This window comes from Sphingobium sp. SA2, from assembly GCF_032227065.1.
Classification (GTDB): Bacteria; Pseudomonadota; Alphaproteobacteria; order Sphingomonadales; family Sphingomonadaceae; genus Sphingobium.
Genome location: NZ_JAPMXX010000006.1, coordinates 396577 through 411361 on the forward strand (window position 1 = coordinate 396577; position 14785 = coordinate 411361).

14 protein-coding genes are annotated in these 14785 nt (G+C 63.9%); 12 read left to right on the forward strand and 2 right to left on the reverse strand.

Features of this window, described 5'->3' with window-relative positions; translation table 11 throughout:
* Positions 1-131 precede the first annotated feature (131 nt).
* Positions 132-2786 carry a M1 family metallopeptidase gene (locus OVY48_RS09410; RefSeq protein ID WP_313922644.1) on the forward strand — a complete coding sequence of 885 codons (2655 nt, stop codon included), beginning with the start codon at positions 132-134 and terminating at the stop codon, positions 2784-2786.
* Positions 2787-2824: 38 nt separating this feature from the next.
* Here the strand turns inward: OVY48_RS09410 and ggt are convergent, their stop codons facing one another.
* Positions 2825-4525 carry a gamma-glutamyltransferase gene (gene ggt, locus OVY48_RS09415; protein WP_313922646.1) on the reverse strand — a complete coding sequence of 567 codons (1701 nt, stop codon included), beginning with the start codon at positions 4523-4525 and terminating at the stop codon, positions 2825-2827.
* A gap of 58 nt (positions 4526-4583) precedes the next feature.
* Positions 4584-5636: a quinone-dependent dihydroorotate dehydrogenase gene (locus tag OVY48_RS09420; protein WP_313922647.1), complete on the reverse strand. Its 1053-nt coding sequence runs from the start codon at positions 5634-5636 to the stop codon at positions 4584-4586.
* Positions 5637-5996: 360 nt separating this feature from the next.
* Between OVY48_RS09420 and OVY48_RS09425 the strand changes: the two genes are divergently transcribed.
* The 11 genes from OVY48_RS09425 to OVY48_RS09475 all read left to right on the forward strand — a co-directional run bounded on the left by OVY48_RS09425 (position 5997) and on the right by OVY48_RS09475 (position 14772).
* On the forward strand, positions 5997-6941 hold the full coding sequence (locus OVY48_RS09425) for a helix-turn-helix domain-containing protein (protein ID WP_313922648.1): 945 nt from the start codon (positions 5997-5999) through the stop codon (positions 6939-6941).
* 82 nt (positions 6942-7023) lie between these two features.
* The gene (locus tag OVY48_RS09430) at positions 7024-7434 is read left to right on the forward strand and encodes an RrF2 family transcriptional regulator (protein WP_043149212.1); all 411 of its coding nucleotides are present in this window, start codon (positions 7024-7026) and stop codon (positions 7432-7434) included.
* Positions 7431-8915, forward strand: coding sequence for a Fe-S cluster assembly protein SufB (gene sufB, locus OVY48_RS09435; protein WP_313922650.1), 1485 nt, complete (start codon positions 7431-7433; stop codon positions 8913-8915). Before OVY48_RS09430 ends, sufB begins: the two co-directional genes overlap by 4 nt.
* 127 nt (positions 8916-9042) lie before the next feature.
* On the forward strand, positions 9043-9396 hold the full coding sequence (locus OVY48_RS09440) for a hypothetical protein (protein WP_313922651.1): 354 nt from the start codon (positions 9043-9045) through the stop codon (positions 9394-9396).
* A 28-nt stretch (positions 9397-9424) separates the two neighbouring features.
* A complete protein-coding gene (locus tag OVY48_RS09445) occupies positions 9425-9880 on the forward strand; it encodes a hypothetical protein (RefSeq protein WP_313922652.1) in 456 nt (151 codons plus the stop codon).
* A 173-nt stretch (positions 9881-10053) separates the two neighbouring features.
* Positions 10054-10800 carry a Fe-S cluster assembly ATPase SufC gene (gene sufC, locus OVY48_RS09450; RefSeq protein ID WP_313922653.1) on the forward strand — a complete coding sequence of 249 codons (747 nt, stop codon included), beginning with the start codon at positions 10054-10056 and terminating at the stop codon, positions 10798-10800.
* A gap of 97 nt (positions 10801-10897) precedes the next feature.
* Positions 10898-11650, forward strand: coding sequence for a SufD family Fe-S cluster assembly protein (locus OVY48_RS09455; protein ID WP_313922654.1), 753 nt, complete (start codon positions 10898-10900; stop codon positions 11648-11650).
* Positions 11651-11789: 139 nt separating this feature from the next.
* Positions 11790-12980, forward strand: coding sequence for a cysteine desulfurase (locus tag OVY48_RS09460; RefSeq protein WP_313922655.1), 1191 nt, complete (start codon positions 11790-11792; stop codon positions 12978-12980).
* On the forward strand, positions 12980-13444 hold the full coding sequence (locus OVY48_RS09465) for an SUF system Fe-S cluster assembly protein (protein WP_096061016.1): 465 nt from the start codon (positions 12980-12982) through the stop codon (positions 13442-13444). Before OVY48_RS09460 ends, OVY48_RS09465 begins: the two co-directional genes overlap by 1 nt.
* Positions 13444-13803, forward strand: coding sequence for an iron-sulfur cluster assembly accessory protein (locus OVY48_RS09470; protein ID WP_313922657.1), 360 nt, complete (start codon positions 13444-13446; stop codon positions 13801-13803). Before OVY48_RS09465 ends, OVY48_RS09470 begins: the two co-directional genes overlap by 1 nt.
* A gap of 126 nt (positions 13804-13929) precedes the next feature.
* Positions 13930-14772 carry an SDR family NAD(P)-dependent oxidoreductase gene (locus tag OVY48_RS09475; protein ID WP_313922658.1) on the forward strand — a complete coding sequence of 281 codons (843 nt, stop codon included), beginning with the start codon at positions 13930-13932 and terminating at the stop codon, positions 14770-14772.
* Positions 14773-14785 lie beyond the last annotated feature (13 nt).

Genomic DNA, 14785 nt, shown 5'->3' on the forward strand with positions numbered 1-14785 from the left:
GGGTTCGACCAACGACGTTGTAATAGCATTACATCGCTTGACCGACGCAGCGAAACGGTTGATCCCGCGTTTCATCAGGGCGCAGAGCCATGTGGCCGCGCCGTCAAGACGTGTCGGAGTCCCAAAAGCCTATGTCCCTCGCCAAAATCCTGCCGCTGCTGCTGGCCGCCGCCCCCATCGCCCTTGCCACGCCGCTCCAGGCTACGACGCCCAATCCCCCATCTGACGGTCCCGCCGCCGGGATCACCACCCAATTGCCGCACGGCGCGGTGCCCAGCCATTATGCGATCACCGTCACCCCCGACGCCGCCAATCTGAAGTTCACTGGCAAGGTGACGATCGACGTCGCTATCAGCACGGCCATGCCGACGCTGGTGCTGAACGCCGCCGACCTGACCTTCGGCGATGTCATGCTGACGCCTGCCAAGGGCAAGGCAATCAAGGGCACGGCCAAGGTCGATGCCGATGCGCAGACCGTGACGCTCGACTTCGGCAAGCCGCTGGCACCTGGCAACTACAAGCTCGCCATCGCCTATGCCGGCGTCATCAACACCCAGGCGAACGGCCTGTTCGCGCTCGACTATACCGATAATGACGGCGCGGCGAAGCGCGCGCTCTTCACCCAGTTCGAAGCGCCCGACGCGCGCCGTTTCGTACCGAGCTGGGATGAGCCAAGCTACAAGGCGACCTTTGACCTCAGCGCCATCATCCCCACGGGCGAACTGGCGGTCGGCAACATGCCGGTCAAGTCGACCAAGGATCTGGGCGGCGGCAAGACGCAGGTGACGTTCGGCACCAGTCCCAAAATGTCCTCCTACCTGCTCTTCTTCGGTCTCGGCGAGCTGGAGCGCGCGACCAAAATGTCCGGCGCGACCGAAGTCGGCGTCATCACCGGCAAGGGCAATACCGGCAAGGCACAGCTGGCGCTCGACGCATCTGTGTCGATCCTGCCCTATTTCAACGATTATTTCGGCGTCCCCTATCCGCTGCCCAAGCTCGACAATGTCGCTGGCCCCGGCCAGAGCCAGTTTTTCAGCGCGATGGAAAATTGGGGCGCGATCTTCACTTTCGAGCGCGCATTGCTGGTCGATCCGCGCTTCACCTCCGAAGCGACCAAGCGCCGCATCTATGAAACCGTCGCGCATGAAATGGCGCATCAATGGTTTGGCGACCTCGTCACCATGGCCTGGTGGGACGATCTATGGCTGAACGAAGGCTTTGCGAGCTGGATGGCGACCAAGGTCACCGACAAGTTGCAGCCCGACTGGCAAATGCTGCTGACCCGCGTCGATGGTCGCGAGGCGGCAATGAGCCTCGACTCGCTCGCCACCACCCACCCCGTCGTCCAGAAGATCACCACCGTCGATCAGGTGAACCAGGCGTTCGACGCCATCACCTATCAGAAGGGTGAAGCCGTCATCACCATGCTGGAAGGCTATGCCGACGAAGATGTGTGGAAGACCGGCATCCGCAGCTATATGAAGGCGCATGCCTATGGCAACACCGTCACCGACGACCTGTGGAAGGCGGTCGAGGGCGCAGGGGCCAAGGGGCTGGTGTCGATCGCGCATGACTTCACGTCCAAGCCCGGCATCCCGCTGGTCAAGGTCGACAGCGCGCAATGCCAGGGCGGCAACACGCTGCTGACACTGAGCCAAGGCGAGTTCAGCCGCGACAAGAAGGACAAGACCCCCTTGAGCTGGAATGTGCCGGTCATGGCGCAGACCATCGGCGGCGCGCCGCAGCGGCTGATCCTGCAGGGCAAGGGGCAAATGACGCTGCCGGGCTGCGGCGCCTATGTCGTCAATGCCGGGCAGACGGGCTATTATCGCTCGCTCTACCCCGCCGCCAATGTCGAGGCGCTGGCCGCCGGTTTCACCAAGCTGCCCGCGATCGACCAGACCGGGCTGCTGGCCGACAATTTCCAGCTTGGCCTTGGCGGCTATCAGCCGATGGGCCTGGCGCTCGACCTGATCGACGCCGTGCCCGCCACCGCCACCCCCGCTGTGCTGGCGCAAGTGCCCGGCTATCTGGACAGCGCCTATGCGATGCTGGAGGGCGATCAGGCCGGGCAGGCGAAGGTCGCCGCTTACACGTCTGCCAAGCTGACACCGGTGCTGACCGGCATCGGCTATGATGCCAAGCCGGGCGAAAATCCGCAGGTGCCGGTGCTGCGCTCGGCGCTGGTCGGCACGCTGGGCGAGATGGGTGACAAGTCCGTGGTCGCCGAAGCCAATCGCCGCTTCGCCGCACTCGCGAGCGACCCCGCCGCCCTCGACGGCCCGCTGCGCAACGTCTGGATGGCGATCATCGCCAAAAATGCCGATCAGGCGACGTGGGACAGGCTGCGCACGCTGGCCAAGGGGGCTAAGACCGACCTGGAAAAAAGCACGCTCTATGCGCTGCTCGGCGGGGCCAAGGACGAAAAGCTCGCGCAGCAGGCGCTCGATCTCGCGCTGACCGACGAGCCTAGCAAGACCACCAGCGCGGCGATTATTGCGCAGGTCGGCGCAGAGCATCCGATGCAGGCGGTCGATTATGTGCTGGCACATCGCGCGCAATATGAGGGGCTGATCGACGTCTCCGCGCGCAGCCAGGCGCTCGCGCGGCTGGGCGGCGGATCGGCTGACCCGGCGATGGCGACCAAGCTGGACGCCTACGCCACCCAATATCTGACGCCCGAATCGCGCAAAGTGGTCGATCGCGCCATCGCCGCGATCAACACCCGCATCGAAACCCGCACTCGCCTGAAGCCCGCGCTGACGGGCTGGTTCGCCAAGAAGTAAGACGAAAAGGGCGGCTCACGGGCCGCCCTTTTTACCTGCTATTCCTGCAACGACACGCCCGGACTGCGCGGATCGGCTGCGCCCTGCCAGCGACCATCGGGCAGGCGCTCGGCCGCATTGGCCTTAAGCCCCATGCGCGACAGCGACACGCGATGGCCGAGCTTTTCGAGCGGCGCCTTCATCGCCTCCAGCGACGTGCCCTGCTCCAGCACCAGCCCTTCGCCGTTGAAGTAGATCAGCCCGTGCGCGATCGACTCCTGCGCCGACAGGCCCCAGTCGAAATGCGCGATCAGCGCCTTGGCCACCTGCATGATGATCGTCTTGCCCCCCGCCGCGCCGACGGTGAAGACGGGCGTCCCCGCTTCATCATAGACGATGGTCGGCGACATGGACGATAGCGGCCGCTTGCCCGGCTCGACCCGGTTGGCAACCGGCGCGCCGTCCTTTTCCGGGGTGAAGCTGAAATCGGTCAGTTCATTGTTCAGGATCACGCCGTTCGCGATCAGCTGGCTGCCAAAGAAGCTCTCGACCGTCGATGTCCAGGCGGCGATGTCGCCATCCCGGTCCACCGCGACGAAATGGCTGGTGCCGCTTTCGGGCTGCGGCCGCGAAGCGGTGCGCGGCTGCGCGCCGGGCGGGGTGCCGGGCTGATAGTCGTTTAGCGCCTTGTTCAAACGGATGCGGGCCGACCGCTGCTTGAGATAGGCAGGATCGATCATCCCCGTCAGCGGCACAGAGACGAAATCCGGGTCGCCCAGCCATGTGCCGCGATCGGCATAGGCGAGTTGCATCGCCTCGCCGATGACATGCCAGGACCGGGGATCATCCTTCCCCCATGTGCCGAGCGGAAAGCGCTCGACCATGCCCAATATTTCCAGCACCGTGACCCCGCCTGACGAGGCCGGACCCATGCCGCACACGGTATAAACGCGATATTTGCCGCAAACCGGCTTGCGCAGCTTGGTCTGATAGCCCGCAATGTCCGCTTCCGTCATCGGCACCGGGTTCTTGGGCGCATTGGTGACGGTCTGCGCCAGGATGCGGGCATTTTCGCCCGTATAGAAAGCGTCCGGCCCTTCCGCCGCGATCCGCTTGAACAGCGCGGCGAGCGGCGGGTTTTTGAGCATCGTGCCCATCGGCGCGGGCTTGCCGTCGATCCAGAAATATTTCTGGATTTCAGGGAAGTCGGCCCAGACGCCTGCGACCGCCTTCATTGCGGTGTCGAGCCGCTGGCGCACTTCATAGCCCTCTTCCGCCGCGCGGATGGCGGGCTGGAACAGGTCCGCCCAGGGCAGCTTGCCCCATTTGCGATGCGCATCCCACGCCAGCCGCACATTGCCCGGCACCCCGACCGAATAGCCGCCCGGCCAGGCGTTGCGGAAGGACAGCGGTTGTCCATCGGCCCCCATGAACCGGTCGGGCCGGGCGGCGGCCGGTGCCGTCTCGCGCCCGTCGATCGATTCCAGCAGCCCGGTCTCCCCGTCATGATGCATCAGGAAACCGCCGCCGCCGATGCCGCTATTATGCGGCTCAACGACGTTGAGCGTCAGCATCATGGCGATGGCGGCGTCGGTGGCGCTGCCGCCCTTGCGCAATATCTCCTGCCCCGCCTGCGCCGCGCGCGGATCGGCGGCCGAAACGGTGGCATTGGTCGATACCGGCTCGCGCGCGACGGCGGGCAGCGGAGCCAGAGCAATAAGGGCGAAAGGGGCCAGCAGGCCAGAAAAACGACATGTCATGGGGCTTACCCTATAGCGGGAGTTGCCGATCGCAACCCTTTCCAGCCCCTTGGACGGATCAGCCGTCGATACCCACCAGATCGGCGATCGTCGCCACCCCGTCGCGCGCCATCAGCGCCTTCAACTCCCGGTTGATCCGCCGCGCCAGATACGGCCCTTCATAGACCAGCGCGCTATAAAGCTGGATCAGCGACGCCCCCGCCCGGATGCGGGCATAGGCCTGCGCGCCGGTCGCGATGCCCCCCACCCCGATCAGCGGCAACCGATCGCCCAGCAGGCGACGGAAATCGCGCAGCCGCGACAGCGACAGGTCGGTCAGCGGCGCACCCGACAGCCCGCCCGCTTCGCGGGCATGGGCCGATCGCAGCGCGGGCCGGGTGATGGTGGTGTTGGACACGATCAGCGCATCGACCCGATGATCGATACAGGCCGCGGCGATATCCTCGACATCGGCCGGTTCCAGATCGGGCGCGACCTTCAGGAAAATGGGCGGGCCTCCCGGCGCGCGCGCGGCCATTACGGCACTCAGCAAAGCGTCGAGCGCGCTGCGATCCTGCAACGCGCGCAGGCCCGGCGTATTGGGGGACGAGATGTTGACCGTCAGATAGTCCGCCAGCTGCGCCATGCAGGTGACGCCCGTGACATAGTCCGCAATGCCCCGCCCGGCGGCGGCCGCATCCTTGTTCGCGCCGATATTGATGCCGATCACAGGGCCGTCGCCGACCGGGCGGCGATAGCGGGCGATACGATCCGCCGCCGCGCCCTGCCCACCATTGTTGAACCCGAACCGGTTGATCACCGCCTTGTCCTCGACCAGCCGGAACAGGCGCGGCTGCGGATTGCCCGGTTGGGCCAGCGGCGTCAGCGTTCCCAGCTCGGCAAAGCCAAAGCCAAGGCCGTGCATCTTGTGCGCGATCCGCCCATCCTTGTCATAACCCGCCGCCAATCCGACCGGATTGGGAAAGCGAATGCCCGCCACCATGGTTGCCAGCATCGGATCGGGTGCCAGCGGCGCGCGTGTCGGCATCATCCGCAGCGCAGCAAGAGAGAGATGATGGGCACGCTCGGCATCGAGCGCAAACAGCAGCGGGCGGATCAGACGATAGGACATGGGACGTGCCTATGCCAGCGCCGCGCGGACACGTCGAGTCGCTGTGGCCAAAGCGCCACAACCGCCTGTTAGTGACATATCATGACAGGAAACGTCATGAATGAGACGGTTTAGGGCAGTGGAATGTCTGATTCATCCAATAATATTACGGCGATTCCGGCGTAAAGCACCCCTGCGACCCGAAGGCTCGACGGCTCGACGGCTTCCAGCCGATGAGACCTTTTCCTGACCCGGCGATGAAAATCGCCGGGTCATTTTTATGTGCAGTGCAGTAGCGAGGCAGAAAAGTAACAGTTCTTTCACCATGTTACTTGCGTGCGGGTGCAGTTGGCGCATAGTAAACCCCTTGGGGTGAAAAAAATGGGGTTGCACAAATTCGGAATGGCCGGGGGCGCAGTCGCCCTGCCGGACGAAGGGGGTCCGCTGTCCTATACAGTGGCCGCCGCGCAGGGACCGGTGCGGCTGCGCTATTTCGCGCCGCCTGAACAATTGCGCGCCTATTTCGGTTCGCTTTATCTGTTCACCGTCGACGCCGATCATTATGGCGACGCCACCCGTGCTGACGTGCCACAGCTGCGTTTCATGCTGTCGGGCGGCGGCAACTATCATTTTCAAGACGACGTCGTGATGCCGACGCCCGATGTCTGTCTGCTCGGCCCGACCATGGGTGCGACCCGCTTCGAATTGAACCGGCCCAGCCGGGTCGTCGGCATCTCCCTGCTGCCCGCCGGGTGGCAATCGCTCCATGGCGGCGACGCCAGTCTGTTGGCCGACCGCTTGTGCGATCTGGCGGCGGTCGGCGGTGCGTACCATGCCGATCTGCTCGCGGAATTGCGGGCGATCGACGAGACGGAAGCCGACGAGATCGCGGCGCGTTGCTGGGCCGCACTGGGCCGCTTGGTCAAACCGCTGCGCGGCACCACCTGGGCGTTGCTCGACGCGGTCGATGGCTGGCTGATGGGGGAAGGATCGCCGCGAATCGAGGCGCTGGCCGAAGCCACCGATCTGTCGCCGCGCCAGCTCGCGCGCCTCACCAACAAATATTATGGTGCGCCGCCCAAGCTGCTGGCGCGCAAATATCGCGCGCTGCGCTGTTCCGCTCGGATCGCCCTGGATGGCGAAAGCTGGCAGCAATTATGCGAGGAGGCGGGCTTCTACGACCAGTCCCATTGTATCCGCGAAATCAAGCACTTCATCGGCCTGACCCCGCACCAGTTGCAGAACGAGCCCTCCGCCGTCGCCCAGCTCACCCTGCTGCGCCGTTCGCTGGGTAGCGACGTGGCGATGCTCAACCGCCTATCTTAATTAGCCCTTGATTCCCGAGCCTGAGAGGACCAAATGCCAATCGGACGATATTGATCCGATTTAAGAATGGTTCGCAACTGGCATGAGATTATCAAGCTTCGCTGATTATGCGGTCGTGCTGATGTCCGCCGCTGCGCGCCATTGCGGCGCTGCCAAGATGAACGCGACCACCCTGGCCGCCGAAACCGGCATCCCGTTGCCTACGGCTCAAAAGCTGGTGGGGCGCCTGTCGTCGGCGGGCCTGCTCGAATCGAGCCGCGGCACGGGCGGCGGCGTCCGCCTGTCGCGCCCGCCCGCCACCATCACGCTTGCCGATGTGGTGGAAGCGGTCGAAGGGCCGATCGCCATGACCGCCTGCGCCGACACGGGCACGCATGACTGCACGCTGGAGCAGGATTGCCGCATTCGCCCGCATATGAACGTCGCCAATGAAGCGATCCGCGCTGCCCTGGCTGGCGTGACCATCGCCAGCCTTACACGAGAAATGGCATGACCGAGCAAATCACGACTGTCCGTAACCAGGAAGCGCAGGACGCGGCCGACCGCGCCTCGACCTACGAACATGGCTGGTCGTCCGCCATCGAACAGGATTTCGCGCCCAAGGGGCTGAACGAAGACACCGTCCGCTTCATCTCCGCCAAGAAGAAGGAGCCGCAATGGCTGCTCGACTGGCGCTTGAAGGCGTTTGCGATGTGGAAGACGATGACGCCGCCCGACTGGGCGAAACTCAACGTGCCCCCGATCGACTATCAGGACGCCTATTATTACGCCGAGCCAAAAAAGAAGGTGGAGCTGGATTCGCTCGATGAAGTCGATCCCGAAATCCTCGCCACCTACAAGAAACTGGGCATCCCCATCGCCGAACAGGAAGTGCTGGCCGGGGTGAAGGGCAGCCGCCGCGTCGCGGTCGATGCCGTGTTCGATTCGGTGTCCGTCGCCACCACCTTCCGCAAGGAGCTGGAGGAAGCAGGCGTCATCTTCCGCTCGATCAGCGAAGCGGTGCGCGAATATCCCGATCTGGTGAAAAAGTGGATGGGCAAGATCGTGCCGATGCACGACAATTATTTCGCGACGCTCAACTGCGCCGTCTTTTCCGACGGGACGTTCGTTTATATCCCGAAGGGCGTCCGCTGCCCGATGGAGCTGTCCACCTATTTCCGCATCAACGCGGAAAATACCGGCCAGTTCGAACGGACGCTGATCGTCGCGGACGAAGGCAGCTATGTCAGCTATCTCGAAGGCTGCACCGCGCCGATGCGCGACGAAAATCAGCTGCACGCCGCGGTCGTGGAACTGGTCGCGCTGGACGATGCGGAGATCAAATATTCGACCGTCCAGAACTGGTATCCCGGCGACGCGGACGGCAAGGGCGGCATCTATAATTTTGTCACCAAGCGGGCGCTGTGCCAAGGTAAGAACAGCAAGGTCAGCTGGACCCAGGTGGAAACCGGGTCGGCGATCACCTGGAAATATCCGTCCTGCGTGCTGAACGGCGACAATAGCGTCGGGGAATTCTACTCGGTCGCATTGACGAATAATATGCAGCAGGCCGACACCGGCACCAAGATGATCCACAACGGGAAAAACACCCGCTCGACCATCGTGTCCAAGGGGATCAGCGCGGGCCGATCGAACAACACCTATCGCGGCCTGGTGCGGGTTGCACCGGGCGCGGAGGGCGTGCGCAACTTCACCCAGTGCGACAGCCTGCTGCTCGGCGATCAGTGCGGCGCCCACACCGTCCCCTATATCGAGGTCCGCAACCCCAGCGCCCAGATCGAACATGAAGCGACGACCAGCAAGATCAGCGACGACCAGTTGTTCTACGCCATGCAACGCGGGCTGGACGCGGAAAGCGCGGTGAGCTTGATCGTGAATGGTTTTGCGCGGGAGGTTCTGCAGCAATTGCCGATGGAGTTCGCGGTGGAAGCGCAGAAATTGCTGGGGATCAGCCTGGAAGGCAGCGTGGGATGACCCCCGCCACCTCCCCCCACGTCATGCCGGACTTGATCCGGCATCCCGCTTCTTCTTGCACGGCGCTTGAAGGCAGCGAGACCCCGGATCAAGTCCGGGGTGACGGCATTGGCAAAAGGAATGTGGTGTGAGTGTCACCGTCGTTCCTCGCGATCTTCTGCGAGAGGCATATGATCTCGTTTTGGCGCAATGGCCTGACGTCATCGAGCCTGGCGAAAAGACGTTTCACCTCGATAACGGATGCAACATGCGGCGTTTGAATGAGGTACATGATCCCATTGAGGACTGGGCAGGCAAAGCCGATTTTCGATCAGAAATTTGCGAAATAATCGGTTCTGTCGAGCACTATGTATTCACCAGCATTCACAACGCGCTGCGTAACCTGAACTCGCTTCAAAAACGGGATTTGGATTTTGACGCTTTCGTGTCGCGGTTCGATGGGCACCCGAATTTCAAAGTGACGCCGAGCGCCGCAAATTAACAATTGGCTTTAAACTGGGAAGAGTAACTTGAGCGACGAAGACGATATTCAGGATGCCCTCGCGGATTTCGCGGAGGATGTCGGTAATGGCCAGTCATGGACCGCCGCGATCCGTATCCTGACCGAGGATTATGAACTGGAAGAGGGCGAGTTGGAGCCCCGCGCCCGCGCCGATTTCGGCGATCTCGACGCGTTCGAGGCGGCGAGCCGCGATGCCCTGCAAAAATCGGACGCCGCGATGACCGAGAAGCTGCGCAAGGACAAGGCCTTCCACAAGGCGAAGGCACCCAACCTCGCCCGCATGGGTCCGGTCAGCGAATTCGTCGTCGCCCTGCTGGAAAAGGGACCGCCAGAGGGCGAGGCCGACTGGTGGCCCTATATGCCGGTCAAGCGCTACATCGACACGCTTTTCCCCGCGCCTGGCGACGTGCGCGACATGGCCTTCTGGACCGCCCGCACCCTCCAGCGCGCGCACGAAGGTTAAGGCGATGTGCGGAGCATCCTTCATCCTCCCCTGGCAGGGGAGGTGGCAGGGCGCAGCCCTGACGGAGGGGTGTTCCGCCATCGATAGGGTAACACCCCTCCACCATCGCGATGCGATGGTCCCCCTCCCCTTACAGGGGAGGATTTCAAATATTGCACCGCCGGGAATGATCCATGCTTAATATCGACAACCTGACCAACACCATCGACGGCAAGACGATCCTCAAAGGTCTGTCGCTCACCATCAACGAGGGCGAAATCCACGCGATCATGGGGCCGAACGGCGCGGGCAAGTCGACGCTGGCCTACACGTTGGGCGGACGGCCAGGCTATGAGGTGACCGGCGGCGAGGCGCTCTACGACGGTGTGAACTTGTTCACATTGGAGCCGCACGAGCGCGCTGCAGCAGGGCTGTTCCTGGGCTTTCAATATCCGGTCGAAATCCCCGGCGTATCCAACCTGCAATTCCTGCGCGAAAGCCTCAACAGCCAGAAGCGCGCGCGCGGCGAGAAGGAACTGAACGGCGGCGAATTCATCCGCCTCGCCAAGGAAAAGGCCGCGCTGCTCGGCCTCGACATGGACATGCTCAAGCGCCCGGTGAATGTCGGCTTTTCGGGCGGCGAGAAGAAGCGCGCCGAAATGGTGCAGATGGGCATCCTCGATCCCAAGCTGGCGATCCTGGACGAGACCGACTCCGGCCTCGACATCGACGCGCTCAAGATCGTCGGCGCAGGCATCAACGCGATCATGCGCAAGCCCGACAAGGCCGTGCTGCTCATCACCCATTATCAGCGGCTGCTCGACTATGTGAAGCCCGACTTCGTTCATGTGCTGGCCGACGGGCGGATCGTCAAATCGGGCGGCCCCGAACTGGCGCTGGAACTGGAACGCGAAGGCTATGCCGAAGTGGTTGCCGCATGAGCGCCGCAGGCATCTCCCTTTTTCTCCGCGTCTCTGCGCCTCCGCGTGAGATGACTTTGTGCACGCGGAGACGCAGAGACGCGGAGGAGTCGTGCCTGTGACCACCCTGGCTCTGCCCACCCGCCGCCAGGAAGACTGGCGCTATAGCGACCTGGAGGCGCTCGCCTCGCTATGGCCCTTGCCCGCACCGACCCGCATCGATGTGACCACAGGCGACACCGCTAACCACCACCTGCTGCAAAATGCCGCAGAGGGCAGCGCGGCCGTGCATGACTATGTCATCACCGTCGCCGACGATGCGCGCTGCGATTTCCACCTGCTCAACATCGGCGGCACGCTCGGCCGCGTGACCTTCGCCGTCACGCTGGGCGCGCGCGCCCATTTCGGGCTGTACGGCGCGATCATCGGCGGCGGCGATCAGACGCTGGAGATCATCACCTCGGTCACCCATGCGCAGCCCGACGCGACCAGCGGCCAGACCGTCCGTTCCGTCCTGGGCAGCCGCGCTACCGGCAGTTATCTCGGCAGCATCAACGTCGCCCGCGACGCGCAACGCACCGACGCCTTCCAGTCCGTGAAGGCCATGCTGCTCGATCGCACCGCAACCGCCAATGCCAAGCCGGAACTGGAAATCTACGCCGACGACGTCAAATGCGCCCATGGCGCGACCGTGGGCGAACTGGACAAGGCCGCGCTCTTCTACATGGCCTCGCGCGGCATGGACCCTGCGACCGCCAAGACGCTGTTGCTGCGCTCCTTCGTCGCGGGCGTTTTCGACGACATGCCCGACGAAGCCCTGCGCGAACAGTTCGAAGCGGCCGCGATCCGCAAGCTGGAGTCGCTGGTATGACCAACGAGCAAATCCTCCCCGGTACGGGGAGGTGGCTGGCCGCAGGCCAGACGGAGGGGGCCATCCCCCAAGGCTGCGCGCCGATAGCCCCCTCCACCGCCTGCGGCGGTCCCCCTCCCCGTGCCGGGGAGGAATTGGCATGACCCTCTCCCTCCGCCACGACTTCCCCGGAGTCCTCGACTGGCACTATCTCGACAGCGCCGCCACCGCGCAGAAGCCGCGGGCCGTCATCGACGCCATCGCCCGCGCCTATGGCCCGGACTATGCGACCGTCCATCGCGGCGTCTATGAACGCTCGGCCAATATGACGCTCGCTTATGAAGCCGCGCGCCGCAAGGTCGCCAGCTTTATCGGCGCGGCGTCGGACAGCGAGATCGTCTATGTCCGTGGCGCGACCGAGGGGATCAACCTCGTCGCCCAATGCTGGGCGGGGGAGCAACTCAAGGCGGGCGACCGCATCCTGCTGTCCACCCTCGAACATCACAGCAATATCGTGCCGTGGCAGATGGCAGCGGAAAAAGTCGGCGCGCATATCGACGTTCTTCCCCTGACCGCCGATGGCCGGATTGATCTCGACGCGATGCGCGCGATGATCACGCCGCGTCACCGGATGGTCGCGCTGTCCCATGTGTCGAACGTGCTGGGCAGCGTGCTCGATTGCCGCCGCGCCGCCGATATCGCGCATATGGTCGGTGCAAAGATCCTGATCGACGGTTGCCAGGCCGTCCCCCGCATCGCCGTCGATGTGCAGGCGCTGGATTGCGATTTCTACGTCTTTTCCGCGCACAAACTCTATGGCCCGACCGGCATCGGCGTGCTGTGGGGTCGTAGGGAACTGCTCGACGCCATGCCCCCCTATCAGGGCGGCGGGTCGATGATCGACAAGGTGACGTTCGAAAAAACGACCTACGCCCCTGCCCCGACCCGGTTTGAGGCGGGCACCCCGCACATCACCGGCGTCGTCGGCCTGTCGGCGGCGATCGACTATGTGCAGGCGATCGGGCTGGACGCGATCCACGCGCATGAATGTGCGCTGGTGGCCAAAGCGCGCGCGGCTCTCGAAAACCTCAACAGCATCCGCGTCTTCGGCCCCGAAGACTCGGCCGGCATCCTCTCCTTCGCGGTCGAGGGGGTGCATCCGCATGATGTCGGCACCATATTGGATGAAACCGGCGTTGCGATCCGGGCCGGGCATCATTGCGCCCAGCCCCTGATGCGGCATCTGGGCGTCGAAGCGACCGCGCGGGCGAGCTTTGGCATTTACAGTGACGAAAGCGACGTGGACGCGCTGGTGCGCGGCCTGGAGCGGGTAAGAAAGATTTTTGGATGATGAGCGAAGAGCGCAAGATCATGGTGGAAGAAGTCGAAACGGTGCAAGCCCCGCCCAAGGCGCGCGTCGACAGCCCGCCCGCGTCCGGCGAACGCCAGCGCGACTATCTCGACGGCTTCCTCGCCGCCAAACCGACGCCGATCGCCGCGGGCGAACCGGGCGGCAATCTCTATGATGCCGTCGTCGACGCGCTCAAGGAGATTTACGACCCGGAAATTCCGGTCAATATCTATGACCTTGGCCTGATCTACGGCGTCGATGTGACCGACGAGGCGCATGTCGTCGTCACCATGACGCTGACTACGCCGCATTGCCCGGTCGCCGAATCCATGCCCGGCGAAGTCGAACTGCGCGTCGGTGCGGTGCCCGGCGTCGGCGACGCGCAGGTCAACCTGATCTGGGATCCGCCCTGGGACCCGCAGAAGATGAGCGACGAAGCCAAGCTCGAACTGGGAATGTTGTAATGACTGTCGAGACCAAGACCCGCGCCCGCCCGGCTGCCGTCATCCTGACGAAGAGCGCCGAGCAGCGTATCGCAGACCTGATGGCGCAGGCGCCCGAAGGCACGATCGGCGTCAAGCTCTCGACCCCCAAGCGCGGCTGTTCGGGCCTTGCCTATTCCGTCGACTATGTGACCGAAGAAGCGAAATTCGATGAGAAGATCGAGACCCCCGGCGGCATTTTCTACATTGATGGCGGGTCGGTCCTCTATCTGATCGGATCGACCATGGACTGGGTCGAGGATGATTTCACCGCCGGTTTCACCTTCGCCAACCCCAATGCCAAGGGCAGCTGCGGCTGCGGAGAAAGCTTCACGGTTTAATCTCTACAGCCGGTCGTTTCGAGCGCAGTCGAGAAACATGGACGCGGCGTTTCTCGACCTTGGCCGGTCCTGAGCGCCTGCCTTAGCAGGCAGTCGAAGGGCTCGAAACGAACGGAGATATGGTTTTTGCCCCATTTGCTGATCTTCGGGCTGGGCTATACCGCATCCCGCCTCGCCACCCGGCTGCGGAACGAAGGCTGGCATGTCACCGGCACGCGCCGCAGCGCCGGGACCGACACGCTGGCTTTCGATGATGACCCCGCCGTCCGCGCCGCCATCACCAGCGCAACGCATATCCTTTCCTCGGTCCCGCCCGAAGGCGAAGTCGATCCCGTCCTGGTCCGCTACGGCGCTGCCATCGCCGCCGCGTCCGCGCGCTGGACCGGCTATCTCTCCTCGACCGGCGTCTATGGTGACACCGGCGGCGCATGGGTGGACGAAGCCAGTCCGATCGGCGCAGGCCGCCGCACCGCCCGCGCCGATGCCGATGCCGATTGGGGCGCGTTGCGTTCCGACATGCGGCGCTTCCGCCTGCCGGGCATCTATGGGCCGGGCCGATCGGCGCTGGACCGGGTGCGGGAGGGGCGCGCGCATCGCATCGACCTGCCGGACCAAGTTTTTAGCCGGGTCCATGTCGATGACATCGTCGCGGGCATCGTCGCCTCCTTCGACGGCCCGCCCGGCATCTATAATCTGTCGGATGACCTGCCCTGCGCCCAAAATCTGGTGATCGAGGCCGCCTGCGATATGCTGGGACTGCCCCATCCGCCGCTGCTGACGATGGATGAGGCGCGATTATCGCCCATGGCGCGGGGCTTTTATGCCGAAAATCGCCGCATCGCCAATGGCCGCGCCAAACGGTTGCTGGGATGGCAGCTACGCTATCCGAGCTATGCCCAAGGGCTGGGCGCTTGCCTCCAAGCCGAAATCGGTTCGCCGCAAGCATCGGTCATGCTTACCCCTTCTTAACCATATCGACCCG

Coding starts and splice junctions, on each gene's coding strand:
- ggt (WP_313922646.1), bottom strand. CDS start 4,525: ATGACATGTCGTTTTTCTGGCCTGCTGGCCCCTTTCGCCCTTATTGCT.
- sufB (WP_313922650.1), top strand. CDS start 7,431: ATGACCGAGCAAATCACGACTGTCCGTAACCAGGAAGCGCAGGACGCG.
- OVY48_RS09460 (WP_313922655.1), top strand. CDS start 11,790: ATGACCCTCTCCCTCCGCCACGACTTCCCCGGAGTCCTCGACTGGCAC.
- OVY48_RS09430 (WP_043149212.1), top strand. CDS start 7,024: ATGAGATTATCAAGCTTCGCTGATTATGCGGTCGTGCTGATGTCCGCC.
- OVY48_RS09410 (WP_313922644.1), top strand. CDS start 132: ATGTCCCTCGCCAAAATCCTGCCGCTGCTGCTGGCCGCCGCCCCCATC.
- OVY48_RS09470 (WP_313922657.1), top strand. CDS start 13,444: ATGACTGTCGAGACCAAGACCCGCGCCCGCCCGGCTGCCGTCATCCTG.
- OVY48_RS09425 (WP_313922648.1), top strand. CDS start 5,997: ATGGGGTTGCACAAATTCGGAATGGCCGGGGGCGCAGTCGCCCTGCCG.
- sufC (WP_313922653.1), top strand. CDS start 10,054: ATGCTTAATATCGACAACCTGACCAACACCATCGACGGCAAGACGATC.
- OVY48_RS09465 (WP_096061016.1), top strand. CDS start 12,980: ATGAGCGAAGAGCGCAAGATCATGGTGGAAGAAGTCGAAACGGTGCAA.
- OVY48_RS09420 (WP_313922647.1), bottom strand. CDS start 5,636: ATGTCCTATCGTCTGATCCGCCCGCTGCTGTTTGCGCTCGATGCCGAG.